Source organism: Rhizobium sp. R693, assembly GCF_002211315.1.
Taxonomy (GTDB): Bacteria; Pseudomonadota; Alphaproteobacteria; order Rhizobiales; family Rhizobiaceae; genus Rhizobium.
In genome coordinates this window covers 17757-40934 of sequence record NZ_LOKY01000011.1, presented here as the reverse complement: position 1 = coordinate 40934, position 23178 = coordinate 17757, and the positions used below count along the sequence as shown (strand labels likewise).

Below are 23178 nucleotides of genomic sequence, written 5' to 3'. Positions count from 1 at the left end.
GCGGAAATATTCGACGTTCCTTGAATGTTCTCGAAGGACGCCGCTGTCAAGAACCGTTTCGTGAGGGGTAATCGGGTACGATAACACGTCGGGTCAGCTTCAGGGTGCGATCCGGTTGGAGGATATAGGTTTCCTTAACCCTGCTGCCGGTCGAGTCGTAGAAGGAATTGTAGATGACACTGCCGGGTGGGGATTTCGTCAACTTTGTGCGCGGCTGCTCGCCATAGGTGATGCTGCCCGGGATCGGCTGTACCTCGGTCGAGCTGTCCGTGGCGCAGCCCGATAGCATCACGACCGATAGAATTGTCGGAAGCAGAATTTTCATCGTTGCAACCCCGCACTAAACCGTGGGTATATATGGTCCTCTAGGTCGAGAAGCCAAGTAGCGCCTGCTGGCCTATGTGAGATTCGTCCAAGTATAGATAGATGCGGCGCAACTAAACCTCCCCTCCGGCGTTGGTCAGTGACTGGTTCTTGCCATTCGGAGGCGATCATGGTGCTTCGATTTCAGACGACGGAAGGTCACGGCGACGCCTGCGGGCAAGGCCACGACGTCGCATCAACCCGCGCCTCGGTGGAAAGCGCCCTCAGCGCCGCCGATGACATCGATAGCAGCGAAATCGTCGTGTCGATCCTCGGACCTTACGTCGTTCTCGAGGGATTCGTCCGGCATAAAGGCCATATCGAGCGGGCGATTGCGGTCGCTGAAGACGTGGTGGGCAAGGGGCACGTCTGCGGCCGGATGCTACGACGTTAGCCGGGCTACTCACATATAATACTGTAAATTCATCAGTTTTGGCGCGCGCATACTGCACGTAGCTGCGCATATAGAAGCGTCCACCTACCGGCATGTAAAATCATACAATTTAGCTTAATCGAAAATACGAAGAGTTAACTGTGCGAAAGTAGTAGCGGCGCCACTGGAACTAAAAACGCTTTTCATTAGTTAATGCTTGTAATCAAAATACGGGAGAGGCGCATGCGAAGACTTCTTCGACTGGGAGTGCCGGCTTTTGCGCTGGCAATAGGGACCTTCATCACGCCAGCTTCGGCTTCGCTGGAGATCACGAGCGACTATTCCGCCCTGCCGCGGGATGAGATGGCGATGAACGAATATACCGGTTCGGTGTCATGCACCGGGCCGACGACCCATTATGTTCCATCCTTCATTCGGTCTTTTGACGGCACGATTATCGGCGTCGGCTACCTCGAAGTGCAGAGCGACGGTCACTGTTGATCGTCTCTGCTTCGCTTGGAAATTCGATGAAATAGAGTAGCCAAGATCGCGCTCTCTTCGGTAGGGCTGATCAACTTTTCTGGTTGTGCGTTGTGCGTTGCAGCACATTGCGTTAGCTTCCCGCGAAGCTGAGCCTCAACCAGAAGGATACCCGATGATCATTGAGAGCAAGCGGATCGGATGCCTCGACGGCCTGCGTGGCCTGGCCGCCCTTTGGGTGCTCGTGGGCCATAGCCTGCAACTGACAGGCTGGCACCTTCCGATCCTTTCGTCGCCGGATTTGGGCGTTGACCTCTTCATTATGCTGTCCGGCTTCCTGATGGTTTTTCACTATCAGTTGCGCGAGACGGCTAATCCCTGGGAAAAGCCATCCACCTGGTTCGGCTTCTGGCTGAAGCGCTTCTTCCGCATCGCGCCGCTCTATTATGTGATGCTGTGCATCGCCCTGCTGTTAGGGCCGCAGCTCTATGAGAGCCGCATGGTCATTGACACCTTTCTCGCGCATGGCCCGCAATTGCCGGAGCGCTATCTGGATGGCAGCCTGCGCAATCTCTTCATTCATGCAAGCTTCGTCTTCGGGCTGCACCCTGCCTATGCGTTCCGCACGCCGCTGCCGGATTGGAGTCTTGGGCTGGAGATGCAGTTCTATGCAGTCTTCCCGCTTGCGATGCTGCTTTTGCGGAGAACCAGATGGCTGCCGGGCGCTGCCGTTGTTGCGCTTGCCGCCTTCCTCATCGCCAAGGCCATTCAGGCCGCGCATGTCGATTTTCCTATGGCGTCTTTCCTGCCGCTGAAGATGCACGTCTTCCTGTGCGGCATGCTGATCGCCAACGGCTTGTTCGTGTCGCAGCGGCAAACGATCATGAACGGCTTGCTTGCCGTCATTCTGGTGATGATTCCGATTGGCGGGGACATGACCTCGACGAAGGTCGCCATCCGCGTGCTTCTCGTGATCGGCTTCTTCGCGCTGGTGCACTATCACCTGTTGCCTGGCCTCATCGGACGGCTCGGCGACCGTGTCTCTTCCGTCATGGGAAATCGCTTCTGTCATTGGCTCGGCGAACTTTCGTTCGGCGTCTACCTGACCCATTTGCTGCTGCTGCAGCCGATCGCCGCGTTCATCATCAGGCATTTCGGGGCTGAGATTTCCGCGCCGGTACGGTTCGCGATCGTCGTGGCCGCCCTTCTGCCGCTAGCCTATGCGTTGGCTTACCTCGGTTTCACGCGTATCGAAGGGCCGGGCCAGAAGCTCGGGCGCAAAGTGTTGGACAGGATCGGGAGAAGGCGTCTAAAGCCGGCGTGAGGCGGCTAATTGCAATCGAGGCTCGTTTGCTTTCGCAGAGGGTGACGAGCCTCTGACCATCATCATGATGGCTGTCGATGTTCTATTGAGGGACGTGCCTGAATGGCAATCAGCTTTGTCGTGCTGATAACAGCAAGTGCCGCCAAAGGTTAACCAAAAATAAACTATCGCCCTATTCTGAGACAGGTTGTCAAATCTGCGCGGATCGGCGGATGAAGCTGATCAATGGACCTTCAGCTTCGCTTCCTCTGCAGCCGCGACGAACTCAGCGCGGGCCTCCTCAACCGTCTTGCGGCCGTCGAGAGCGGCTCTGCATGTGCTTCTTGCCTTCAGATAACGCAATCCGCGAGCACTCGGCCAAAGGTCTGCCAAGTATTTCAGCGCGTCCAGGGGACCGAGGATGGTGCGCGCGCCCGTATTTTCAAATCCCACGTGGATAGGATCATTCCATCTCTCTGCGGCCATCGGCGTGCTCCTCTATTGCTTAGGCCAAAAACGTGCGCATCAGCCCCCTTGTTCCTGCAGAAGGTCTCATGCTGAAGGTATTTTAGCGATATTTTCAGACCCCGCAAATGGGAAAACTGGTGCGGGGTCGACCGCTGTATTCGTGGCGTCCGGGTCTAACGATCTTTTGCACAGCAAGGCGTTGTCTCCCTTCGCGCGGCGGCAGACCGGTTGCTTGCACTTTTAACTGGCCGAATGTTGCGCTTTGTGCAACCATAAAGCCTCAACGTAAGCCGCCCCCTGTCAGCGTTGGAGATCGGAGATGCAGGACCTCAAGCATGTGCTGAACGCGGAATGCCAGAAATATGTGTCTCTGGTCGTATCGATGCGACGTGGTGAATATCGATGGCTCGAGGTCAACGACGCCACCGGCAGCAAAGTGGACGTCACCGATGCGAAGCTTGCGGCATTTGAGGAGACGGTCCGAACGTTGAGGCAGATGATCCAGGATCTCGATGCATCCGATTATCTGTCATGTCGTCCGACGAAGGACTGGCACTTCGACGCCTGACATCACGCTGAGGCCGTTCGTCTTCGAGCCAACGACCTGCCGTTGCGCGCCACGAACCTACCGGAAGTTATAAAGCGATTCCGGATCGTAGACGCAGGCGTAATCTAGCAGGCACTGCTTTCCCTCGGCATCGCGCAGATTGGTTGTCTCACGCTTGTCGCCCGGCCCGCAGCGAGCCGGCGGGTAACGGAAGTTTCGGCCACCGATGCCGACGCGCACGAACACCTTCTTCTCCTGGCGAATGATTTGCGCGATCTCGCCGCATGTATGATCGCGGGCGTTGATCTGGGTGACGGCGCCGGCAAAGGATGCGGACGACAGCAAAAGCACAGCCGCTAGAACCACATTTCGCATGAGACGTCCTCCTGGTTGCTGGCAATTAAGCAGCACTCGCAGAGCGTTTCAACTGAAATCTCAGGGTGTTAGGGCTCCGGACCGAGGTGCAGTTATGATGCGTGGCCTCCGCGCCGCCGATCTTGAAGCGCGCTTTCGGCGACCTTCCGGAGGTCAATATCGGTGTTGTTTTCGAGGGCGGACAAGACCTCTTTGTTGCTAAGCTTGGTATCAGAGCTGATCTTCAGCCACGGTATCGCTGTCGTATCGACGTTGTCCGGAACAGGCTCCAACAGATCCGGCTGCGTGAGGATGCGCTTTAGAAGAATCGGACCCTTCGATGAAAGCTTCGGGGTAGCTTTCCAAATAGCGAGTGCTCTGCGGTCGGTCCTTATAATGTACTCAAAAAGATACATGACCCAAAAGTAATGCAGGAGCTTGCCGGGCTTTGAGTAGTATTTCACCATCAACCGGAACCACTTGCACACGAGATAATTTTGGGGCTCCGCGGCCAGAAAGGAAATCCCCATTGTCCGACCTGGATAACTGTCCGGAACGGCGAAGAATCCACTTTCCATTAGCGGTGGCAGCCATTCGTCCAACGGTTTGACGCAGAAAGTCGTCGCGTCCACCCAAACCCCGCCATGATCCCTTAGGAGGGCAACCCTGATTAGATCTGCTCTCCACTGAATTTTGCGACCGGGTTTATGAGGCGGCACGCTGACGAATTCGGACACGTTTGCATCGCTCAGGACATTCACATTCCAGGATGGATTTTTCCTGATCCAGGAATCCACAGCGTAGCGGACGATTGGCGGCGCTTGATCCAGCGGCTTGTCCCAATACATCCATACGACGCGTGGAACTTTCTTAGGCATCGTCTCGAATGCGTAGCGAGCATTTTCTGAATGGAACCTCTTCTTTCCGATGAGGCTGCGCCGTATCGAATGGGTTACCTTTTTCCAGATCAGAAATGCATCAAACAAAAGCATGGATGATCCTCGTGTATCTTGCGGGGGCAAGTGGCCCATCGAAGACAAAAAAGCGGCTCTCATTTTCTTGATTTTTTTTAATGGAAAACTGGTGCTGCCGAGTGGGATTGAACCACCGACCTCACCCTTACCAAGGGTGTGCTCTACCACTGAGCTACGGCAGCAAGGACCAGACGCGCAACCGAACCGGCTGCATTGCGTGAACGGGGGGGCTATTGCCACAGCTTCATGATAAGCGCAAGCCGCAATTTCCATCTTTGTAGAGATTGAGGTCGGGCCACTTTTGAATTGGCGCAAATTCAGGTAAGCCTGCGGCATGACCGAGAATACCGAAAAAGGCCAGCACAGCCGCAAGGCGGAGATCGAACGCCAGGCGAAACTGCGCCGCGAGCGCGCCGCCGAAAAGCTCCGAGAAAATTTGTCCCGCCGCAAACAGCAGACCCGGGCGCGCCGATCCGGGCAGGCGGACGAGACGGATGGGCTGCCTGCCGCAAAAATGGACGAATCGTAATGTTCGGTTCACGGCGAATTGAAGCTCCCGCTAATTTCGTCTAAACACCCGCATCTTTTTTCAGACAGCCTTTCAGAAAGGCGGGCATCGCCCGTAAGCGCACATGGATCGTATTAGAATTGTCGGCGGCAATGAGCTTAACGGCATCATTCCGATTTCCGGCGCCAAGAATGCCGCCCTGCCGCTGATGATCGCCTCGCTGCTTACCAGCGATACACTCACGCTCGAAAACGTGCCGCATCTGGCCGATGTCGAGCTCCTGATGCGCATCCTCGGCAATCATGGCGTCGACGTTGCCGTCAACGGCCGCCGCGAGCGTCAGGAAGACGCCTATTCGCGCACCATCCACTTCACCTGCCGTACCATTGTCGATACCACCGCTCCTTACGAGTTGGTGTCCAAGATGCGCGCCTCCTTCTGGGTCATCGGTCCGCTGCTCGCCCGCGAAGGCCAGTGCCGCGTCTCGCTGCCGGGGGGCTGCGCCATCGGCACGCGTCCGGTCGACCTCTTCCTCGATGGCCTGACCGCACTTGGTGCAAACCTCGAGATCGACGGCGGCTATATCAACGCGACGGCGCCGCAAGGCGGCCTGATCGGCGCCCGCTATACTTTCCCGAAAGTATCGGTAGGTGCGACCCACGTCATGATGATGGCGGCGACGCTTGCTCGTGGAACGACGGTCATTGGCAACGCCGCCCGCGAGCCTGAGGTCGTCGATCTCGCCAACTGCCTTATCGCCATGGGCGCCAAGATCTCCGGCGCCGGCACCAGCACGATCACGATCGAAGGCGTTACATCGCTCTCCGGCGCGCGCCATCGCGTTTTGCCCGATCGCATCGAGACCGGCACCTACGCCATGGCCGTCGCCATGGCCGGCGGCGATGTTACGCTCGAGAACACGGATGTCGCGCTCCTCGACACGGCGCTCGAAACGCTGCGCCGCTCGGGTGCCGAGATCTCGCCGACCAACAACGGCATGCGCATCCGCCGCAATGGCGTCGGCATCAAGCCGGTGGATATCGTCACCGATCCATTTCCGGGCTTCCCGACCGACCTGCAGGCGCAATTCATGGCGCTGATGACGCGCTCGACCGGCATCTCGCATGTCACCGAGACGATTTTCGAAAACCGCTTCATGCACGTGCAGGAACTGGCGCGTCTCGGCGCGAAGATCTCGCTGTCGGGCCAAACGGCGAAGATCGAAGGCGTTCCGCGGCTGAAGGGTGCGCCTGTTATGGCGACCGACCTGCGTGCGTCCGTTTCGCTCGTCATCGCCGGCCTTGCCGCCGAAGGCGAGACGATGGTGTCCCGCGTCTATCACCTCGATCGCGGCTTCGAGCGGTTGGAAGAAAAGCTCACCCGCTGCGGCGCCATCGTCGAGCGCGTCAGCGAGTAACTAAAAGGGCGTCACACGCCCTTTGTCATGGTTGCGCATTCTTCTGTCGCGCCTTATGTCCGTTGTCAGACGCATCGCCGTTCCGGCGATGCATTGGCGATGGGGTTTTGCCTGAATGACCGATCTGAGGCTCGTTGCGCTCGATAACGAAGATCTTGCCGTCGTCTCCGCGCATTTGCAGGATAGCGTCTTCAAGGTCGCCGATATCGCCTGGTCGCCACGCGAGGGTCAGTTCTCGGTTGCCGTCAACCGCTTCGTGTGGGAGGAAGCCGGCAAGAAGCGCAAGGGCTTCGAGCGCCGCCGCGCTGCTGTCGTCTTCAAGCGCGCGCTTGCGGTGCGCTCGACCGGTGTCGACCGCCAGAACCGCGACGACGTTTTGTCCCTTTTGGCCATTCGCTTCGAGCAGAAGGGCGAAGGGCCCGAGGGGACGGTTGAATTGGCGCTGTCAGGCACCGCAACGATTGCGCTGGATGTCGAATGCATCGAGGTTCAGCTTGCGGATATCGGCGGGGCGTGGGAAACCGCATCCAAGCCGCGTCATCCCGGCGCGTGAGATCTGGTTCTTAGAGTATCTAAAGAGGAACATCGCATTGGCAATCTGGCTGGATCAGGCATCGGAGGGCTTCGAGCAACGGTTTGCCGCCTTCCTGACAACCAAGCGCGAGGTCTCCGAGGATGTGAACAACGCCGTTCGCGCCATCATTGACGATGTCAGGGCGCGCGGCGACGCGGCCCTTGCCGAATATTCGAAGAGATTCGACGGGATCGACTTCGCCGTGACTCCGATGCGCGTGAGCGAGGCCGAGATCGACGCCGCCGTCGAAGCGGTTCCGGCCGAAGTTCTGGGCGCCTTGAAGGTCGCCGCAGTGCGTATTGAATCGCATCATCGTCGCCAGTTGCCGAAGGACGATATTTACGAAGACGACATGGGTGTCGGCCTCGGCTCCCGGTGGACGGCGATCGAGGCGGTCGGGCTCTATGTGCCGGGCGGTACGGCGAGCTATCCGAGCTCGGTACTGATGAATGCCGTGCCGGCGAAGGTTGCCGGCGTCGACCGCATCGTCATTGCCGTTCCCGCAACCGGTGGCACGGTCAATCCGGCCGTTCTCGCCGCCGCCAAGCTTGCGGGCGTCACCGAAATCTATCGCCTCGGCGGCGCGCAGGCGATCGCAGCCCTTGCCTACGGCACCGAGACGATCGCGCCTGTCGCCAAGATCACAGGTCCGGGCAATGCCTATGTTGCCGCTGCCAAGCGCCAGGTCTTCGGCACCGTCGGCATCGACATGATCGCAGGTCCCTCGGAAGTGCTTGTCATCGCCGACAAGGACAACAACCCGGATTGGATCGCCGCCGATCTGCTGGCGCAGGCCGAGCACGATGCAAGCGCGCAGGCGATCCTTGCGACGGATGATGCCGAGCTCGCCAAGGCGGTGGAGGCTGCCGTCGAGCGACAGCTGAAGACACTCAATCGTGCCGAAACCGCTGCCGCGAGCTGGCGCGATTTTGGGGCGATCATTCTCATGAAGTCGCTGAAGGACGTCATTCCGCTGGCAAACCGGATCGCGCCTGAACATCTGGAGCTTGCCGTTGTCGATCCGGACGCGCTGCTGCCGCGGATTCGCAATGCCGGCGCGATCTTCCTCGGCGCCCATACGCCTGAGGTGATCGGTGACTACGTCGGCGGTTCGAACCACGTCTTGCCGACGGCCCGCTCGGCCCGGTTCTCCTCTGGTCTTTCCGTACTCGATTTCGTCAAGCGCACCTCGATCCTGCGTCTCGGCCCCGAGCAGCTTCGCACGCTCGGCCCTGCCGCCATCGCGCTTGCCGTTTCCGAAGGACTGGACGCGCATGCGCGATCGGTCGCGATCCGCCTGAACCTGGAAGGGTGACAGATGGCAGCGGGCGACTTTCGGCTTTGCGACGTCGTCCTTGACGACACCATCGGCCGAGCGACGCCCGACGTCGAGCACGAGCGCGCGGTCGCCATTTTCGATCTTGTTGAGGAAAACAGCTTCACGCCGATCGGCCATCCCGGTGGTCCGTACCGGCTGAACATCTCGCTGGTCGATTCCAAGCTGGTTTTCGCAATCACGACGGAGGACGGCGGTGCGGTGGCGACCCACATCCTGTCGTTGACGCCGTTTCGCCGCATCGTGAAGGATTATTTCCTGATCTGCGAAAGCTACTACGAGGCCATCCGCTCGGCCTCGCCCAGCCGCATCGAGGCGATCGACATGGGGCGGCGCGGCATTCACAATGAGGGATCACAGACGCTGAGGGACCGTCTGAACGGCAAGATCGAGGTCGATTTCGATACCGCGCGCCGGCTGTTCACGCTGGTCTGCGTGCTTTACTGGCGCGGATGACGCCGATGGAAACGCTGGTCGAAGCAGGCGAGGGAGCAAGACCGGGCGCCATCCTGTTCATGTGCGGCATGAACGCCATTCGCTCCCCGATGGCCGAAATGATCGCCCGCAGCATGCTCCCGGCGAATGTCTACGTCAGGTCCGCAGGCGTCCGGGCCGGGGAGCGGGATCCCTTCGTCGACGTCGCGCTGGAGGAGATCGGCCTTTCTCTCGGTCGCCATCATCCGCACACGCTGGAAGAACTCGAGGACGACTACTTCGACCTGATCATCTCGCTCTCGCCGCAGGCACACCATGCCGCGCTGGAGCTGACCCGGTCAAACGCCATCGAAGTCGTCTACTGGCCGACGATGGATCCGACCGTCGTCCAAGGCACGCGAGAGCAGATTCTGGACAGCTACCGGGAGGTTCGCGATCATCTGACCGAACTCATCGAGAGCCGGCTGGTCAGGAGAAACGGCATCGCCGCGCAATCGGCATGAAACAAATGACGGAAACGCGATCAATTAGGTTCACAAACCTCCGCTGATTGTGTAGTTTCCGCGCAAAATTTGGGGCGGCTATTTGCCGTCATCTCAACCGACAGGAAGAAAACCACTATATGCCTAAAGAAGAAGTCCTCGAATTTCCGGGTATTGTGACCGAGCTTTTGCCGAACGCGACGTTCCGCGTGAAGCTCGAAAACGAACACGAGATCATCGCTCACACGGCTGGCCGCATGCGCAAGAATCGCATCCGCGTTCTGGCTGGCGACAAGGTTCTCGTTGAAATGACCCCCTACGACCTGACCAAGGGCCGCATCACCTACCGCTTCAAGTAGGGCTTACAGGGCTCGAAAGGCTCCTTTCTCCGTCTTCCGGTGGTCGAGGTTCCATGACGCTGAAATACAAGCTCATTCTGGCTTCCGGCTCGCCCCGCCGCGTCGATCTGCTCAATCAGGCAGGGATAGAGCCGTCGCGTCTCATGCCTATGGATATCGACGAGACACCGAAGAAGTCCGAGCACCCGCGCTCGCTCGCCCGGCGCCTGTCGACGGAAAAGGCCGAGGCAGCACTTGCCGCCATCAAGGGCGACATGATGTGGAAGGGCAGCTACATTCTGTCTGCCGACACCGTGGTCGCCGTGGGGCGCCGGATTCTGGGCAAAGCCGAGTTCGCGGACGAGGCGTCGGCCTCGCTGCATCTGCTTTCCGGCCGTAGCCACTGGGTCTATACCGGCGTCTGCCTGGTGACGCCCGACCGCAAGATCCGCCAGAAGATCGTCGAGACCAAGGTTCGCTTCAAGCGCCTCTCCGGTTTCGAGATCGAGAACTACCTTGCGTCAGGGCAGTGGCGCGGCAAGGCCGGCGCGTACGGCATCCAGGGTCTGGCCGGCAGTTTTGTGCAGAAGATGGTTGGTTCCTACACCAATGTCGTCGGTCTGCCACTTTATGAAACCATCCTTCTGCTGGCCGGCGAAGGCTTCGACGTGCATAGCCGGTGGCCCGAGGGCTGATCCTCGAAGGGACCGCTGATGTCGGACGAAAAGAAAACAGCCGCCAAGGTCGAACCGTTGCGCAAGACGCGGCCATGCCCGGAATGCGGCAAGCCCTCCCAGCGCGAACACTACCCGTTCTGCTCGAACCGCTGCCGCGAGCTCGATCTTTCGCGCTGGCTATCCGGCTCCTACGCCATTCCCGTTGCCGACGACGAAGCGAAGGCGGACCGCGAGGACGAGAACTAAGTCGGTTTTTCCACGAGTGAAGCCATTAAATTCGTTGATGAATTTGGAAAATTCCACGGCTTCTCAAAAAACTGTCATTTGGCGCTTGCCATGTCCGGACAAGATGCTATAACCCCGCTCGCTTCCGGGGCGAACCAAGGCCCCTCGGTTCTTTCGCAGGAAAGAATGTCCACGAAGCGGGTTGGCCCAGATAGCTCAGTTGGTAGAGCAGCGGATTGAAAATCCGCGTGTCGCTGGTTCGATTCCGGCTCTGGGCACCAAAAAACCATTGATTTTGTTGTGTTTTACCTTGCTAAGTGTCCAGAGATCCTGTTTGGCTGGATACCACTATCTCTTAATGATCGTTCTCGGGCCCAAAGCAGACCTCCTACTCGCTGTCAGTTTTCGGCTGCATCGCGCCCTCATTTCGGACTTACACGGTCGTGGATGCAACGCGTTGAAGGCGGACGCTGTGGTTTTAGGTTTCCAAGGTCAGAAATAATGCGGCAAATCTCTGAAAAGGGTTGCGGCCGAGGGCTACAAGAGCGAGAGTTAGTCTCCTAACCGAATGGCTGGCGTGGAGATTCCCCATGCGCAATGTCTCTCGGCGAAATGCCACTAGCCTCGTTTTAGCGGTCGGAGTCGCGCTGGTTGCAACCTCGATGCCCTCCTTTGCCACGGAAACGGTGCCGCTTGCGATTAAGGGCTATGACCCAGTCGCCTATTTCACCGACGGACGCCCCACGCGCGGGCTGCCGGAGATCGAGTACGAATGGGACGAGCATCGCTATCTCTTCGCGAACACCGAGCATCGCGAGCTTTTTAAGGCCGATCCAGTTCGCTACGCGCCGCAGTTCGGAGATTATTGTGCAATGGCGCTGGCCTTGGGCGAGGTGGACAAGGCCAACCCAGAGTACTGGCTGATAAGCGACGGCAAGCTTTATATTTTCGGCAAGCCGGCCCCGATGGGACCCGCGCTCTTCCAGCAAGACCTTTCTGCGAACATCGCGAAGGCCAACAAGAACCGCGCGCTACTTCAAGGACACTAGCGGTTCATCCTCTCGGCGGCAGGTCGCCAGTGACGGGGTAGAGGCCGGCCTTGCGGAGTCCGTCGCGCAGATGTTCGAGATCGCCAGAGCTTAGAAACTTGTTTCCGAACTCCTGCGGATCGAAGGTTGGGTCGATGCGGCGTATCGTCGTCACGACACGCGCAGCGTCCTCCGCTCGGTTGTCTTGTGCATAGGCGGCCGCCAGTAAGACACGGCTGAAGTTCGCGTCTGCGTTTGTTCGAAGATTAAGTTCCGCCTATTCGATCGCCGCGTCGTAGCGCCCTTTCAGATAGTAGGCCAGGCTCAGCGCAAAGCGATCAATCGCATTGAGATCGGGGTCGATAAGCTGCGCCTGCTCCAAAGCCTCGATCGCCGCATCTGTCTGTCCCAGCCACAGCAGAATGGTGCCGCGCCCGGCGAGGCCGAGGGCATCGTTCGGATTGATCTCAATGGCCCGCTCGATCTCGGCCTTTGCCTCGTTGTATCTCTGATTAAAGAGGTGGATGTGGGCGAGAGTAATGTGCGCACGCACTTCGGAGTCGTCAATTCTCAGCGCCTTGACTGCCAGTTCCTCGGCACGGCTCAGGAAGGCGGTCGGTGACTCCGCCCAGCCCATCGAACTGGCAAGGTGATAGGTTTCGGCGAGTGCCGCATAGGCCGCAGCGTAGTTCGGGTCAAGCTCGATGGCGCGTTTGAGCAGGGCGCGCGCCTCCACATTGTTTGCCCGCGTCGGGCGCTGCAATGCCGGCCTGGCGCGGAGCACGTAATCATAGGCTGCGAGATTTTCGGTTGGCTTTGCGAACACTCGATTTTGCTCGATCTGCGTCACGCGAATCGCCAGTACTCTGACAATGTGAGCGATAATGGTGTCCTGCAGCGTAAACACGTCCGCCAGCGCCTCCTCGAAGCTTGCAGACCAAAGCACTCGTCCCTGCCTTGTGTCGACGAGTTGCGCGATGACCCGCACACGGTCGCCGGTCTGGCGGACGCTGCCTTCGACCAGATAACTTACAGCGAGACTGCGGCCGACATCCTCGGGGCTTGCAGGCTTTCGCTTGTAGGGGGCTACAGCGTTCCACGACATCACGGTCAGCGCTGAGAACCGACCCAGTGCGTTGATGATATCCTGCGTCAATCCATCCGCGAAATACTCACGAGCCGAATCGTCGCTTTGGTTTTCGAACGGGAGAATGGCGATCGCTGGTTTCGTGCCAACTTCAGCACCGTTTGTGAATTGATCGCCAGGACGCAGAATGCTGAGAAATTTCCACTCGGAGCCAAAACCGGTCCACAGCGCGCCGACAATAAGCAAAATCATCAGAGCCAGAGCAGCGAATAACCCCCGGCGCCGGCCGGTGCGCTCCGGGGCGGCCGTGGCGTCGAGACGTACGCGAAAGACGCGCACCGGCCGAGCGATGTTCTTGAGCTTCTGTTCGCCGACGAAATCGAGGGAGAAATCGAGCTTGCCCTGCAGGTGGTCGAACGCCGTCCCCGAAACCATCACGCCACCGGGCTCGGCGAGCTGTTCCAGCCGCGCGGCGACATTGACGCCATCGCCATAGACATCGCCGTCCACCAGTGCCACATCGCCGAGATTAACTCCGATGCGGAACACCATGCGCTCAGGTTCAGGCAACACGGCATTGCGCGCGGCCATGGCCTTCTGGATCTCCTCTGCGCAGGCAACTGCATCAACGATGCTGTCAAAGGCGACGAGCGCACCGTCGCCCATCAGCTTGACGATCCGGCCGTGGTGCCGGGCGATGGTGGGATCGGTCAGCTCGGCGCGGATGGCTCTTAGTCGCGCAATGGTGCCGGCCTCGTCGGCTTCCATCGCCTTCGAATAGCCGATCACATCTGCCGCCAAGATCGCCAGCAGCTTCCGGTCGAGCGGGGGGACTGTCATGTCGCGCCACTTCAAAGGATATGGCGCAGAATTCTACACCCTTCGAGGTGCCGCGGCCAGCACACCGCATCGGCCCGTTGAAACGGATGCGGGCCTCAGTCCGCGGTTGGCAAAGTAGCTTGCTGGGAACGTGCAATTGAGGTCGATGTGACTTCCTCGCCCTAACAACGAAAGTCCGATGGTGTTGTTCCCGGAAGCGGTAGCGTTATCGAAGATAGTTCCTGCTGAGCGTCAACGGTGAACTTCAGGCGTGGCGCGGACCTCATGGCCAGGAGGTTCGCTGGATTTCATTTGGACCCGGCAACGATTGCTCGTGGCGCAAAGCTGCCAAAGAGGGCTGGACACTCTTCGAAAAAGCATAATGATTGCGTAGCACTTTTTGGTGTCAAGCAGCAGCCTAACATATTGTTTTTGTTGATTTTCCGTGCCTCGGCTCTGGGCACCAATCCTAAGATTTCCTAACTCGACTATGATCTCAGATCGACAGGATATGCTGCCGATCGCCGCCTAAGCCATCTTGCGCAACATATCTAGCAGCGCCTTGGCATCGTCATTGGCGCCGATCCGCCTGAGGCTGTCGTCGGCGAGCGCGATGATGGCCTCGAGCGCTTCCTGCTCGTTCCAGCCTGCCTCGACCGATGCCGCGACGAGATCGCGGAAGGCGAACTGCAGCGCGTCCTGGCAGCGGATGTCCCGATCGGGGTCGTCGTTGGCGACGAAGGGTTTGTAGACGTCTCGCATTTCCGTTTCTCCGCGAACGAGCCGACGATACAGAGTAACTGAGATGAGTTTAAGGAATTGCTTATAAATTTGCTGTCGTCTGTTGCCTGTGCCGCTCGCCTCACCGGTCAAGAATGCCGATTCGCGGATCCACTTTGGCGATTGTAATGGGACAGTGTTGTGAAACTAACGGTCCACCGTGTCGGCCGTTCTCCTTTCTCCTGCGCCATGATAATACTTGCGGTGCAAACGGAGGGGGAACTCTATGCCGCGACTCTCGCAACTCTACTTCAAGACAGCCATTCTATTTCTGATCATCGGCATCGTCGTGGGCCTGAAAATGGCGATCTCCGGCGATCATAGCGTCATCGGCGCGCATGCGCACTGTAATCTCCTGGGTTGGGTGACCATGGCGATCTTTGGCGGTTACCATGCGCTCAATCCCCAGAAAGCGGAGAAGCGCATCGCCATGATCCAGTACTACGTCTATACGGCCGGTATCGCGATGATGGTGCCGTCGCTCTATCTCATGCTTCAGGGCAACGCGGCCATGGAGCCGATCGTGGCGATTGCGTCGTTCATCACGCTGGCCGGCGTGTTACTCTTCGCGTTCATCGTCTTCTCCGGCGAGAAGGCGGTGGTTACACCGCCGGCGCCGTCATATCGCTGATGGCCTTTCATGCATTTCGGTCCGGCAGGCCTATTGCGCTTGCCGGGCAGCTTGACCGCGCCCGTCTTTGAGATTTCATGCCGTTCCGGGCGCGGCCGACAGTTCAATGGATGATTTGGATCCGGATCTGTTCCTTGGCCGCGTAGTCGTGGCAATCGCGGGCGACGTCGCCGACGAAGATCACGTCGCCATCGGAATCGAAGAGACCCCAGCAGGCTTCGTCGTCGACGTAGACTTTTCTGACATAGCCGAAGGGCTCGGCATCGATGATGACGCTCGGTGCAACAGGAACAGCCGCAAGTGCTCGCATGGATAACTCCAATGAGTCGTTTCTGTTTTAGGGCATACTTATATTGCGTCTTGAAGCTGGCGCGGGGCTATCCTCAGAAATCGGGATGGCAAACTGAGGTTGACGAGCGGTTAGATTAGGGCGAATCACCTGGGATGGTCTGCTGTCCTTCCGCCACTAACGAGAAGCGCGTTGCCCAGGTGGTTCAAAATGCCTATCTAGCACAGGCTATCATCACCAAAGGATTTTCGTATGGCCGACCTCAAGGCCCGTCCCCGTCCCGTTGGCGCTGCCGCCGTTCTTGGCCGCACGGGTTTTCCGCATATCACGTCAGCCACCAGGGGCGAGCTCGATATCGTCACCGGCGCCTCGCAACCGGGCTTCAATCCGCTGGACCTTCTATATGCGTCGTTGTCGGCTTGTCTGGTCCTGAGCGCCCGTATTGCCGCGAGCCAGATGGGCATTCTCGACCGCGTCACCGAGATTACCGCCGACGTCACAGGTGAAAAGGCGAGCGATGGCCCGTCGCGCGTCCAGGCATTCAACATCGTCTTCTCGATCAAAGGCGACCTCGACGAAGAGACGCGCCTGAAGATCGCGCATGCGGCGGAAGAGATCTGCACGGTCAGCAACACCATCCGCGGGACGCCTGAATTCTCGACCGTCATCTCGGGCTGATTTGTACAGTGCGGTAAATTCGCATCGACAGATATTTAAGATTGCGCGTTTGCCTGCCCTTGCCGTTCCTCGGCTATTCGCTCGCCACAGCTTCTGATAGGTCCGTTGCTCGCCGCCAGTCTTAAGGCGGTCAGAAAGCATTCGAGAGACATGTCGCAAGCCGCTTCGACTATCGCTGAAACCCCCGCATCCAACCGATTTCCCCTTGCTGCCCTGATCCTCGGCGGCGCGGCGATCGGCGGCTCGCCGATCTTCGTGCGGCTGTCCGAAGTCGGGCCGATGGCAACCGCCTTCTGGCGAGTGGCCCTAGCCCTGATCCCGATCTTCATCTTCTCGCTTGCGAAGGGCAGGGATGCCGGGCCGAAGCCTGAAAAGCTCTCGGATTATGCCCTGCTGATCCTGCCTGGCGTCGTGCTTGCCATGGATCTTGCCGCCTGGCATGTCTCGATCACCATGACGTCGGTGGCGAACGCAACGCTGCTCGCCAATCTTGCCCCCGTCTTTGTCACGGTGATCGGGCTACTGTTTTTCGGCGCGGCGGTCACGCCTGTCTTCGTTCTCGGTCTGGCATTGGCGCTCGCCGGTGTCGTCATCCTGAAGGGAGGCCCGGCGGCACTGGGCAATGGCGATCTCGGCGGCGATGGCGTCGCGGTGATCGCAGCCGTGTTCTATGCGGGCTACATCCTGGCGATCGGCAAGCTGCGCAGCCGCTTCGATACGGTTCGCATCATGCTCTGGAGCACTGCGTCCGCCGCTGTCTGTATCTTTCCGCTAGGCTTCTTCTATGAAGGCCACATGCTGCCGCCAACGGCCTACGGTTGGGCAATCGTCTTCGGCCTCGCCTTCGTCAGCCATGCGGGCGGGCAGGTGGCCATTGCTTACGCACTTGCCTATCTGCCGGCCACCTTCTCCTCGCTGACGCTGCTGCTGCAGCCCGTCGTGGCGGCAATCCTCGCCTGGGTGCTGCTCAGCGAGCCGATCGGCCCAATGCAGGCGATCGGCGGCGTCGTGGTGCTCGCCGGGATTCTGGTTGCCCGGCGAGGCTGATCGAGAGCCTTTCAGGCCGCGGTCGCCGGCGCGACGCGGCGCGCATCGAGGATGGCAAGCGCCTCGTCGACCGTCGAGGCAAGCTCCGCCTTGTCGCTGTTGCAGGTGCCCCACGCTTGGATGAAGCTGCTCGTCTTGCCGTAGCTGTTGTCGAGGACGCAGTGATCGGCGCCGAGAAGCACGCACATGATGTGCCCGTGCATCCGGTCGGTAATGACCTGGCGCGCCGAGCCCAGCAGCGCCACGCCGCGGTCGAAACGCTGCTGCGCCCGTTCGCGATAGGCAAGCTCCGTCATCCGCGCGCGGCCGCCGATGCGGCCGGTCAGCAGGCCTTTCAAGATTGCGGCATGTTTCGTCTGGCGCTGGAAATCGGCGGGCTCGTCGGGCCAGTCTGACTTCACGGTACCCGGACGCGAGGTTGCCGCCGTCAGATCCTGCGCGGCGCCGACTTCCTGGTCCTCGCGCAGATTGAGCAGCAGCTCATGCTGGGGCGTCGGACGGGTGACCGGACCGATGCAGAAGGCCATGTCGGGGCAAAGGCGTGTTTCGCACTGGAACCAGCGCTGGGCAAATTCCAGGCTTCGCTGGTCGCGAACGAGAAGCGTGAACTGACCGTGACGCTCGATGGCGCGTGCGGTGCTGTCGACGTTGGCCTGCTCCTTGAAATGGATCGTCTGCGGCATCTGGATGATCGGGCGGCCCTTGTGTTTGTCGAGCATGCCTTCACGGAACTGGCGGTAGCCCGCCCAGATATCGCCGAAATTGCCGCCGCCATGCAGGAAGATGCGGCCGCTGCCGATCGCGCTGAGCATCCGGTCTTCATCGTAGGTCGGGATTTCGGTTACGTAGGACGGGCGCGTGCGCTTGCGGTCGAAATAGGCCAGCTCGCCGAGCCAGATGGCGCTGTCACCGATATTGTAATGGTTCGGAAAGTCGAGAAGCGCAAAACGCTCGGACGGATCAAAGAGATCGGAAAGGCAATTGGCGATCACGCCCTGAAGACGGTTGATGATCGTAATATTGGATTCCATGAAATGCTCCTTGTTTACGGACAAGTAGTCCATGCAAGCGGCTAAGCTTCGGCCTGTTTGCGGAATGGGTTGAGGGACATGGCGAGCGCGATATAGGGGCGGATCACCGAGCGGCCGAAGATCGGCAGGAAGGCTAGGTAAATCACGCCGCCAAGGCCAATGCTGAGGCCGAGCGCCAGCCAGCGGTTGTGAACGTGCGCCAGGACGACAGGATGCGCAAACCAGACGCAGACGGCCATCAGCGCCGCGCCGCAGAAGGGCAGGGCAACGGCCTTCAGCGTGCTCTTCGCGTCGATGTGCGCATATCGGGCGAGGACATATTGCTGATAAGGCATCGTCAGCCAGGCGCGTAGCGTGTAGCCCGCAGCAACAGCGACAACGCCGTAGGGGACGAGCAGCCAGGTAAGGATCAGTGTCGTCGCAAGCTGCAAGGCGGCGACGGACAGGATCGACTCCGCCCGGTTGACCGCGGAAAGCGCCGACGAAGCGAAGAAGTTCATGACGAACGGAACCGCCATCAGCACGAGCACGGTGGCGATGTCGCCGGCATTGCCCCACTTGTCACCGAAGAGCAGCGCGATCATGTCGTTCGACATAGCGCCGAAGCCGAGCAGCAGCGGCATGGTTCCGAGCGCGGCAGCGCCGACGATCTTGTTGTAGGCGTTGCGGAAGGCCGTGTGGTCGTTCTGCAGCCGCGACAGCGTGACGAGCGACACGCTGCCAATCGGCGCGAGCACTGCCTGCCCGATCAGTTCGATCAGCCGCCAGGCAATGCGATAACGGCCGACTTCGACTGGGCCGAACCAGCGCGAAATGAAGATGTCCTGCACGCGGGCAAGCAGCATCCACATCAGCTGCGTCACAACGAGGCTGATGCTGAAGAGAAAGACGGACCGGAACATCGTGACGTTGAAGCGAAACTTCGGCATCCAGGGATAGTAGAACCAGCCGAGGAGCACGGTCACGGCGGCGTTGACCGCGGTCTGCGCCACGAGCGCCCAGACGCCCCAGCCGAGAAAGGCGCAGACGACGGCGGTGATGCCTGACAGCAGGCTTGCGGCGATTGCCTGTCCGGCGAGGCTCTTGTGGCCGAATTCGCGTGCGAGGCGCGCATTATGGATAACCGCCAGCGAGGAAATCGGAAGCAGCGGCGCCAGCCAGCGAAGGATGCCTGACACCGACGGATCGCGCACCAGATTGCCGTAGTAGGGTGCAAAGAAGAACACAAGCGAAGCAACGATGGCGCTGAAGGCGATCGTCGCCCAGAAGGCCGTGTCGGCAAGCTCCTCGTCGAGATCGAGCTGACGCGTGACAGCGTCGCCGAGGCCCGCATAGGCAAGCACGCGACCAATTTCCACGAACAGGCTTGCAAGCGCAAAGGTGCCGAAATCGCCGGGGCCGAGAATGCGGGCGAGGATGACGAAGATCACAAAGGTTGCGATCGTGCTCCAGGCGACGCGGACCACCGACCACAGGACGGAAAGCGCGGTTTTCTTTTTGAGGTCGGCGTGGGCAATTGCCGTATCGGCCATGCATTATCCAATCGAATTTGGCTCGCGAAGAGTCGCGTGTTGATTCTGTTGGCGGCGAGGCGAGCGCCTCAGGCGGGCTGCTTTGCCTTCGGAGCCCGCCAGTAGGCGAGCATGCCGGTCAGGTTGTCACGAAGCTGGCTGCGGTAGGTCAGGCCAAGCTCTTCGTTGAGTTTTCTGCGCCCCATCGTTTCCATAAGCGCCTGGCGGATTTCCCAGCGCAGCATACCGCGCATGTTCGACCGGCGATCGAAGAGGTATTTGGCGTATAGTGCTCCGTTGCCGAAGGCGTAGCCGGTCTGGAGGCGCTTGATATCCGCAAGCTCGCGCCGCCCATGAAAGTGTTTGACGGCAAAATCGGGCAGATATTCGACACGCACGCCGGCATTGAAGGCGCGGTGAACGTAATCGGTGTCCTCGCCGGAACGGAACGGTGATCCGGCGCCGAAACGCGTGTCGAAGAGACCGATCTTCTCAACCAGCGTGTAGGGAAACGCCATGTTGGCACCATGAATGAAGCCACCGGCATGCAGGTCGCTGGTCAGCACCGCAGGTTCCATCTCAGGCTTGATCGTCACCGGCAGGTCGCGCGCGTCGCCGAGCTCGATCCGGCCGCCGCGCATGACCATCTCCGTATCGGAGCTGAACAGGGCCGCGAGCGTGCTGAAATAGTCGGGAAAGATTTCGCAATCGTCGTCGGTGAAGGCGAGGATGCGGCCTCTCGCGGCGCTCAAGCCCGTATTGCGGGCGACGGCGAGACCGGGCTTCGCTTCATAGATCAAGTTGGTTTTGATCGGAGCGGTCGACGCCCACTGCCGCACGACATCCGACGTTTCGTCTGTGGATCCATTGTCCACGAAGACGAGTTCAAGTCTCAGATAGTCTGCCTGCCGGGCGGCAACAGAAATAGCATCCAGGCAGTTTGTCAGTCCATGGGCCCGATTTCTCGACGAGATGATCAGGCTGATGTCCACGGGTCGAGGAGGCATTCAATTTCCCCTTCTGCGATCGATGTCGAAGCGAGGATAGGGCTGAGACCCTGCTTCGGCAAGGAGCATTTTGCGCTGCAGCAAAATAGAACAGATGGAGCAGTTCGCAGACGAATGTGGTAATTTCTTGCCGCTTGTAGAGAATAATACAATCTAAATATAGATGTAAAAAATAGATCTTAAACACCGTGGATAAATCAAGTTGCAATAATTCTTAAAAATTCATAATTGTACGAAATTAAATATTGATAAGATGAGAATAGCGTTCTGCAACATGCAGAAAGCAAAATTTATTTTATAAGGCGCCAAATATTGCCTGAGAGATGCTTATGCGTTGTATGTCTCGTAGTAGATGATGCGAGCGGCTTTAGAACCCTGGAGAAACGAACGCAAACTTCTTCATGAATAACAAATAACCAACACGCGCCGGCGCGCCGCGACCACTGTTCAGACGCAGCGCAAAGCAGAAAGTGCAACCGACAGGGACGGAAGTTATTTCTTTGCTATCGTCTGGCGCGAATTGACGGCGGCTTGCTCGCTTTTTCTTTCAATCGTTGCTTCCGAACAATGCAAGAGGACGGAATTGCCGGCGTTTCCGCGCGGACGCCATACCTGAGACAGGACTCGCCGCGCCTGAGACGCCGTACCGGCGCAGCCAGAACCCGTCCAGTCAGTTGCTCCGCTGTAACAACCATTTCTGGATGATCGGAACGTCCGCGTCGCCGAGGTCGTGTCCGCCGGAAATGACATCCGAATCGACGGTCGCTCCCGATTGCCTCAGACGCGTCTCAAGCTCGCTGGCGTACTTGCCATAGGCATCCGTCTTTCCGCTGATGACCAGGAGATCCGTGCCCTTGAGATCGGCGTGCGGATAGGTCTTCAGGACTGACATGGAGCGCAGCAGGACCGCCTTGTGCACCAGATTCGGATGCAGATAGAGCAGTGAGTTGAGCAGGTTCGCGCCATTGGAATAGCCGACATAGACGATCTTTTTCGGATCCAGTCCATATGAGGATACGGCGCCTTCGATGAAGGCGGCAAAGGCCTCGGCCTCGCTCTTGATGTCGTCCTGGTCGAAGGAGAATGGCGTGATGCGCTTATACCAGCGCGGAATGCCCTCTTCGGTCGCCCGTCCGCGTACGCCAAGCAGCGTGGCATGCGGGGCAACCTCGTGCAGCAGGGGCATTAGTGTCGTTTCGTTCCCGCCCGAGCCATGCAACAGGACGAAGACATTGCCGTCGGGGTCTGGCGGGGTATAGAAGCGGTGCACGAAGGGCAGGTCGCGATAATTGATACGCGGCTCGCCGGGCATCGAAAACTGCGGAAGAACGACCTTCAGATCCTTGAGATCGGTGATCGGATCCTTGGGAACGAAAAGCTTGGTGCCAAGCGTGGCCTGTGGCTCGTCCACCGTCATGCCGGGCTTGTCGGTCGCCAGTTCGATCAGGGTTCCGCCCGGCTCGCGGGCGTAGAGCGATTCGAAATATTTGCGATCGTGCAGGTTCGTCGCAGACGCGCCGCTCTCCTTCAACGCATCGTGAACCTTGTGAAGCCGCTCTACGCTGGTAGCGCGGAACGCGACGTGATCAGCCGTCCCCGGACCCGGAGCGCCGGACCAGAACCCCTGGGCATTCCTGACGTCGACGATATCGCCGGATTCTGACACAAGCCGATCGATGTTGCCGCGATTGGCCTGGAAGCGATAACCGAAATGGCGCTCCACGAAGTCGCGGCTTTCGGTCGGCGTTTCCGTCAGCATGGTAACGCCGCGCACGCGTTGAACCGCGTGCTCCACCGGCACACCCGCCCCATCCCAAACGGCCGAAGATTTCAGATCGCGGGCTCCGGCGAGCTTGACGATGATGTTGTCGGGATCCTTCAGGCGCAGGACTGGTTCACCAAACTCATCGACCGGACCTTCCGAACGGATCCCGAAACTCATGCCGCGCGTCAGCCAATAACCGATGCTGGCGGGATCGATGGCAAGCGACAACTCACCGATCTGGCTGTGGCCGACGCGCCCGGGCGAGCCGTCTTCCCATACGAGGAAGGTTACCAGCGAACCGGGGCTGCCTTTGGCGTCTCCGTAAAAGAGGTGAAGCTGTGTGGCGTCTTCGAAGCCGGCGGTCTGTTTGACCAGCCGCATGCCGAGAAACCCCGCGTAGAAATCCACGTTTGCCTGTACCTTTCGGGTGATAAGGGTCACGTGATGGATGCCAGATACCATTGAATACAGTCCGGATGGCTTGGAGGGCGACGTAAGCGCCAGAATCAGTGCGATTATAAACGTCATGCCGTTGCAGTTGGAGCTTGCTTCGAATGTTCTGCCCAAAGAACTAGAGTATCTCCGCGTGGCTGCAAATCCAAACTGTCCAGTTCGTCCAGAACGTCGAGGAATTGCCGGAGGGTGGCGGTT

At 59.2% G+C, this 23178-nt stretch carries 29 protein-coding genes and 2 tRNA genes; 18 read left to right on the top strand and 13 right to left on the bottom strand.

Annotation, left to right across the window (positions count from 1 at the left end; genetic code table 11):
- Nucleotides 1-46: 46 nt before the first annotated feature.
- On the bottom strand, nucleotides 47-325 hold the full coding sequence (locus tag ATY79_RS11520) for a hypothetical protein (protein ID WP_088691327.1): 279 nt from the start codon (nucleotides 323-325) through the stop codon (nucleotides 47-49).
- A 168-nt stretch (nucleotides 326-493) separates the two neighbouring features.
- Here ATY79_RS11520 and ATY79_RS11515 point away from each other — a divergent pair, with 168 nt between their 5' ends.
- From ATY79_RS11515 to ATY79_RS11505, 3 genes are all read left to right on the top strand, one after another.
- Nucleotides 494-757, top strand: a complete 264-nt coding sequence (locus ATY79_RS11515; RefSeq protein ID WP_088703950.1) for a BON domain-containing protein — start codon at nucleotides 494-496, stop codon at nucleotides 755-757.
- A 222-nt stretch (nucleotides 758-979) separates the two neighbouring features.
- Nucleotides 980-1237, top strand: a complete 258-nt coding sequence (locus ATY79_RS11510; RefSeq protein WP_088703949.1) for a hypothetical protein — start codon at nucleotides 980-982, stop codon at nucleotides 1235-1237.
- Nucleotides 1238-1391: 154 nt separating this feature from the next.
- Nucleotides 1392-2540 carry an acyltransferase gene (locus ATY79_RS11505; RefSeq protein WP_088703948.1) on the top strand — a complete coding sequence of 383 codons (1149 nt, stop codon included), beginning with the start codon at nucleotides 1392-1394 and terminating at the stop codon, nucleotides 2538-2540.
- A gap of 222 nt (nucleotides 2541-2762) precedes the next feature.
- Here the strand turns inward: ATY79_RS11505 and ATY79_RS11500 are convergent, their stop codons facing one another.
- Nucleotides 2763-3005: a DUF982 domain-containing protein gene (locus ATY79_RS11500; protein WP_088691331.1), complete on the bottom strand. Its 243-nt coding sequence runs from the start codon at nucleotides 3003-3005 to the stop codon at nucleotides 2763-2765.
- A gap of 301 nt (nucleotides 3006-3306) precedes the next feature.
- Between ATY79_RS11500 and ATY79_RS11495 the strand changes: the two genes are divergently transcribed.
- Entirely contained in the window at nucleotides 3307-3555 is a 249-nt protein-coding gene (locus tag ATY79_RS11495) for a hypothetical protein (RefSeq protein WP_088691332.1), read from the top strand.
- A gap of 57 nt (nucleotides 3556-3612) precedes the next feature.
- On the opposite strand, the gene ATY79_RS11490 is transcribed toward ATY79_RS11495, so the two are convergent.
- From ATY79_RS11490 to ATY79_RS11480, 3 genes are all read right to left on the bottom strand, one after another.
- Entirely contained in the window at nucleotides 3613-3909 is a 297-nt protein-coding gene (locus ATY79_RS11490) for a hypothetical protein (RefSeq protein WP_088703947.1), read from the bottom strand.
- A gap of 92 nt (nucleotides 3910-4001) precedes the next feature.
- Entirely contained in the window at nucleotides 4002-4880 is an 879-nt protein-coding gene (locus ATY79_RS11485) for a capsular polysaccharide synthesis protein (RefSeq protein WP_088703946.1), read from the bottom strand.
- 89 nt (nucleotides 4881-4969) lie between these two features.
- Nucleotides 4970-5044: transfer RNA gene (locus ATY79_RS11480), tRNA-Thr, on the bottom strand.
- A 152-nt stretch (nucleotides 5045-5196) separates the two neighbouring features.
- Here ATY79_RS11480 and ATY79_RS11475 point away from each other — a divergent pair.
- The 11 genes from ATY79_RS11475 to ATY79_RS11425 all read left to right on the top strand — a co-directional run bounded on the left by ATY79_RS11475 (nucleotide 5197) and on the right by ATY79_RS11425 (nucleotide 11903).
- On the top strand, nucleotides 5197-5391 hold the full coding sequence (locus ATY79_RS11475) for a hypothetical protein (protein ID WP_088691335.1): 195 nt from the start codon (nucleotides 5197-5199) through the stop codon (nucleotides 5389-5391).
- Between the two features lie 103 nt (nucleotides 5392-5494).
- A complete protein-coding gene (murA, locus tag ATY79_RS11470; protein ID WP_088691336.1) occupies nucleotides 5495-6787 on the top strand; it encodes a UDP-N-acetylglucosamine 1-carboxyvinyltransferase in 1293 nt (430 codons plus the stop codon).
- A gap of 115 nt (nucleotides 6788-6902) precedes the next feature.
- On the top strand, nucleotides 6903-7340 hold the full coding sequence (locus ATY79_RS11465; protein ID WP_088703945.1) for a DUF2948 family protein: 438 nt from the start codon (nucleotides 6903-6905) through the stop codon (nucleotides 7338-7340).
- Nucleotides 7341-7377: 37 nt separating this feature from the next.
- A complete protein-coding gene (hisD, locus tag ATY79_RS11460; protein ID WP_088703944.1) occupies nucleotides 7378-8676 on the top strand; it encodes a histidinol dehydrogenase in 1299 nt (432 codons plus the stop codon).
- 3 nt (nucleotides 8677-8679) lie between these two features.
- Nucleotides 8680-9153 (top strand): UPF0262 family protein, encoded by a 474-nt coding sequence (locus ATY79_RS11455; RefSeq protein WP_007529989.1) that lies wholly within the window; start codon nucleotides 8680-8682, stop codon nucleotides 9151-9153.
- A 5-nt stretch (nucleotides 9154-9158) separates the two neighbouring features.
- On the top strand, nucleotides 9159-9635 hold the full coding sequence (locus tag ATY79_RS11450) for a low molecular weight phosphatase family protein (protein WP_088703943.1): 477 nt from the start codon (nucleotides 9159-9161) through the stop codon (nucleotides 9633-9635).
- A 119-nt stretch (nucleotides 9636-9754) separates the two neighbouring features.
- The gene (gene infA / locus ATY79_RS11445; RefSeq protein ID WP_003545338.1) at nucleotides 9755-9973 is read left to right on the top strand and encodes a translation initiation factor IF-1; all 219 of its coding nucleotides are present in this window, start codon (nucleotides 9755-9757) and stop codon (nucleotides 9971-9973) included.
- A 53-nt stretch (nucleotides 9974-10026) separates the two neighbouring features.
- Nucleotides 10027-10647 (top strand): Maf-like protein, encoded by a 621-nt coding sequence (locus ATY79_RS11440; RefSeq protein WP_088691340.1) that lies wholly within the window; start codon nucleotides 10027-10029, stop codon nucleotides 10645-10647.
- A gap of 18 nt (nucleotides 10648-10665) precedes the next feature.
- Nucleotides 10666-10875, top strand: coding sequence for a DNA gyrase inhibitor YacG (yacG, locus tag ATY79_RS11435; protein WP_088703942.1), 210 nt, complete (start codon nucleotides 10666-10668; stop codon nucleotides 10873-10875).
- A 184-nt stretch (nucleotides 10876-11059) separates the two neighbouring features.
- Nucleotides 11060-11135: transfer RNA gene (locus ATY79_RS11430), tRNA-Phe, on the top strand.
- Between the two features lie 309 nt (nucleotides 11136-11444).
- Complete coding sequence (locus tag ATY79_RS11425) at nucleotides 11445-11903, top strand: YHS domain-containing (seleno)protein (protein WP_088703941.1); 459 nt, start codon at nucleotides 11445-11447, stop codon at nucleotides 11901-11903.
- Nucleotides 11904-11907: 4 nt separating this feature from the next.
- Here the strand turns inward: ATY79_RS11425 and ATY79_RS31480 are convergent, their stop codons facing one another.
- The 3 genes from ATY79_RS31480 to ATY79_RS11415 all read right to left on the bottom strand — a co-directional run bounded on the left by ATY79_RS31480 (nucleotide 11908) and on the right by ATY79_RS11415 (nucleotide 14550).
- The gene (locus ATY79_RS31480; RefSeq protein ID WP_245312366.1) at nucleotides 11908-12057 is read right to left on the bottom strand and encodes a hypothetical protein; all 150 of its coding nucleotides are present in this window, start codon (nucleotides 12055-12057) and stop codon (nucleotides 11908-11910) included.
- A gap of 102 nt (nucleotides 12058-12159) precedes the next feature.
- A complete protein-coding gene (locus tag ATY79_RS11420) occupies nucleotides 12160-13809 on the bottom strand; it encodes a tetratricopeptide repeat protein (protein ID WP_245312365.1) in 1650 nt (549 codons plus the stop codon).
- A 507-nt stretch (nucleotides 13810-14316) separates the two neighbouring features.
- On the bottom strand, nucleotides 14317-14550 hold the full coding sequence (locus ATY79_RS11415; RefSeq protein WP_088691342.1) for a hypothetical protein: 234 nt from the start codon (nucleotides 14548-14550) through the stop codon (nucleotides 14317-14319).
- 244 nt (nucleotides 14551-14794) lie between these two features.
- On the opposite strand from ATY79_RS11415, the gene ATY79_RS11410 reads away from it, so the two are divergent.
- Entirely contained in the window at nucleotides 14795-15199 is a 405-nt protein-coding gene (locus tag ATY79_RS11410) for a hypothetical protein (RefSeq protein ID WP_088703940.1), read from the top strand.
- Nucleotides 15200-15302: 103 nt separating this feature from the next.
- Here the strand turns inward: ATY79_RS11410 and ATY79_RS11405 are convergent, their stop codons facing one another.
- Nucleotides 15303-15509 carry a hypothetical protein gene (locus tag ATY79_RS11405; protein WP_088691344.1) on the bottom strand — a complete coding sequence of 69 codons (207 nt, stop codon included), beginning with the start codon at nucleotides 15507-15509 and terminating at the stop codon, nucleotides 15303-15305.
- A gap of 231 nt (nucleotides 15510-15740) precedes the next feature.
- On the opposite strand from ATY79_RS11405, the gene ATY79_RS11400 reads away from it, so the two are divergent.
- Together ATY79_RS11400 and ATY79_RS11395 are read left to right on the top strand one after the other, a co-directional pair.
- On the top strand, nucleotides 15741-16166 hold the full coding sequence (locus tag ATY79_RS11400) for an OsmC family protein (RefSeq protein WP_088691345.1): 426 nt from the start codon (nucleotides 15741-15743) through the stop codon (nucleotides 16164-16166).
- A gap of 150 nt (nucleotides 16167-16316) precedes the next feature.
- On the top strand, nucleotides 16317-17213 hold the full coding sequence (locus ATY79_RS11395; RefSeq protein ID WP_088691346.1) for a DMT family transporter: 897 nt from the start codon (nucleotides 16317-16319) through the stop codon (nucleotides 17211-17213).
- Between the two features lie 11 nt (nucleotides 17214-17224).
- Here ATY79_RS11395 and ATY79_RS11390 read toward each other — a convergent pair whose 3' ends face one another.
- The 4 genes from ATY79_RS11390 to ATY79_RS11375 form a co-directional block, all read right to left on the bottom strand.
- On the bottom strand, nucleotides 17225-18244 hold the full coding sequence (locus ATY79_RS11390) for a polysaccharide pyruvyl transferase family protein (protein WP_088691347.1): 1020 nt from the start codon (nucleotides 18242-18244) through the stop codon (nucleotides 17225-17227).
- A gap of 41 nt (nucleotides 18245-18285) precedes the next feature.
- Entirely contained in the window at nucleotides 18286-19776 is a 1491-nt protein-coding gene (locus tag ATY79_RS11385) for a lipopolysaccharide biosynthesis protein (protein WP_088691348.1), read from the bottom strand.
- 68 nt (nucleotides 19777-19844) lie between these two features.
- A complete protein-coding gene (locus ATY79_RS11380) occupies nucleotides 19845-20762 on the bottom strand; it encodes a glycosyltransferase family 2 protein (RefSeq protein WP_088691349.1) in 918 nt (305 codons plus the stop codon).
- Nucleotides 20763-21432: 670 nt separating this feature from the next.
- Nucleotides 21433-23055 (bottom strand): VOC family protein, encoded by a 1623-nt coding sequence (locus ATY79_RS11375; protein ID WP_189638010.1) that lies wholly within the window; start codon nucleotides 23053-23055, stop codon nucleotides 21433-21435.
- Between the last annotated feature and the right edge of the window lie 123 nt (nucleotides 23056-23178).